We start from the raw sequence: 1,960 nt of genomic DNA, 5'->3' as shown, positions 1-1,960 counted from the left end.
TGATGCAGCACCCGGGGGTCACGGCGCCGATCATCGGTCCGCGCACGATGGAGCACCTGGAGTCGCAGATCGGTGCCGCCGATGTGACGCTGCCCACCGACGTCCTCGATCGCATCGACGAGATCGTCCCGCCGGGGGTCAATCTGTCGAGTGACGATGCCGGATATCAACCCGACGCACTTCAGGATCCGTTCCTGCGTCGGCGTCGAGTCGGCTGATCGATCGTGGGTCTCCGTCGTCTCCTCGTCACCCATCTCGGGCCGTATCGAAAGCTGCTCACGATCGTCATCGTGCTGCAGGCGGTCCAGACCGCAGCCGCACTCACGCTGCCGACGCTGAACGCCGAGCTCATCGACAACGGGGTCCTCGAGGGTGACAACGCGTACATCTGGCGAGTCGGTGCGATCATGCTCGGGTTCAGTCTCGTGCAGATCGTGTTCGCTGTCGGTGCTGTCCGGTACGGCGCCCGTGCGGCGATGAGTTTCGGGCGCGATCTCCGTCGCGACATCTTCCAGCAGGTCAACAGCTATTCCGCTCGGGAGGTCGGCCAGTTCGGCGCGCCGTCGTTGATCACCCGGGTCACCAACGACGTGCAGCAGGTCCAGATGCTGGTGGTGCTGGCGTGCACGATGATGATCGCGGCACCGATCACGATGGTGTTCGGCATCATCTTCGCGGTCCGCGAGGACGCCGGGCTCTCGGTGATCATGCTCGTCGCGATCCCGATCCTGATCGCCGTCCTCGCGGTGATCATCAGCAAGATGGTCCCGACCTTCCAGGTGATGCAACTGAAGGTCGACCGCGTCAACCAGGTGCTGCGTGACCAGATCACGGGCATCCGGGTCGTCCGGGCGTTCGTCCGCGAGCCCGAGGAGGTCGAGCGATTCGCCGGCGCGAACGACGAGCTCACTGCGACCTCGCTGCGGGCGGGACGGCTGATGGCGCTGATGTTTCCGACGGTCACGCTGTTCATCAGCATGTCCAACATCGCGGTGCTGTGGCTCGGCGCCGCACGCATCGACTCGGGCGACATGGAACTCGGTTCGGTCGTCGCCTACCTCAGCTACCTCGTCCAGGTGCTGATCGCCGTCGTGATGCTCACGTTCATGATCTCGATGATCCCGCGTGCCGCGGTGGCGTCGGAGCGCATCGTCGAGGTGCTCGACACCGACTCGTCGGTGTTGCCTCCCGAGAACCCGGTCACCGAGGTCCGCGAGCACGGCACGGTCGACTTCACCGACGTGGGGTTCACCTATCCGGGCGCGGCGGTTCCGGTGCTCAGCAAGATCTCGTTCACGGTGCGGCCGGGGCGGACCACGGCGATCATCGGCAGTACGGGGTCGGGCAAGTCGACGCTCGTCGATCTCGTCCCACGATTGTTCGACGCCACCGAGGGCACGGTGGCGGTGAACGGTGTCGACGTGCGCCAGCTCGATCCGGATCTGTTGTGGGGGTCGATCGGGTACGTGCCGCAGAAGCCGTACCTGTTCTCGGGAACGGTGGCGTCGAACCTGCGCTTCGGTCGACCCGATGCCACCGACGAGGAACTGTGGCAGGCGCTCGAGATCGCTCAGGCGTCCGGGTTCGTGCAGACGATGCCCGACGGGCTCGACAGTCCGATCACGCAGGGCGGCACGAACGTGTCGGGCGGACAGCGCCAGCGACTCTCGATCGCCCGGGCGCTCGTCCTCCGGCCCGACATCTACGTGTTCGACGACTCGTTCTCGGCGCTCGACCTGGCGACCGACGCTCGCTTGCGGCTCGCGCTCCAACCGCATGTGCGCGAGGCCGGGGTCCTGATCGTGGCCCAGCGGGTCTCGACGATCGCCGACGCCGACCAGATCATCGTCGTCGACAATGGTCGGGTCGTCGGCAAGGGGCGGCACGTCGCCCTGATCGAGACGTGCCCGACCTATGCCGAGATCGTCGATTCGCAGTTCGATCGGGAGCCGGCATGACG

At 66.0% G+C, this 1,960-nt stretch carries 2 protein-coding genes; both read left to right on the top strand.

Annotated features, from left to right (window positions below; translation table 11 throughout):
* Positions 1-218, top strand: a 218-nt coding sequence (locus tag WBV89_RS04395; protein WP_423980123.1) for an aldo/keto reductase, incomplete at its 5' end; no start/stop codon positions are given.
* A gap of 6 nt (positions 219-224) precedes the next feature.
* Positions 225-1,958: an ABC transporter ATP-binding protein gene (locus WBV89_RS04390; protein ID WP_423980122.1), complete on the top strand. Its 1,734-nt coding sequence runs from the start codon at positions 225-227 to the stop codon at positions 1,956-1,958.
* Positions 1,959-1,960: the final 2 nt, after the last annotated feature.

Origin of the sequence: Ilumatobacter sp., from assembly GCF_049588435.1 — a bacterium.
Taxonomy (GTDB): domain Bacteria; phylum Actinomycetota; class Acidimicrobiia; order Acidimicrobiales; family Ilumatobacteraceae; genus Ilumatobacter_A.
Note: the sequence above shows the minus strand (reverse complement) of the source record. Positions and strands in the feature narration are given on the sequence as shown.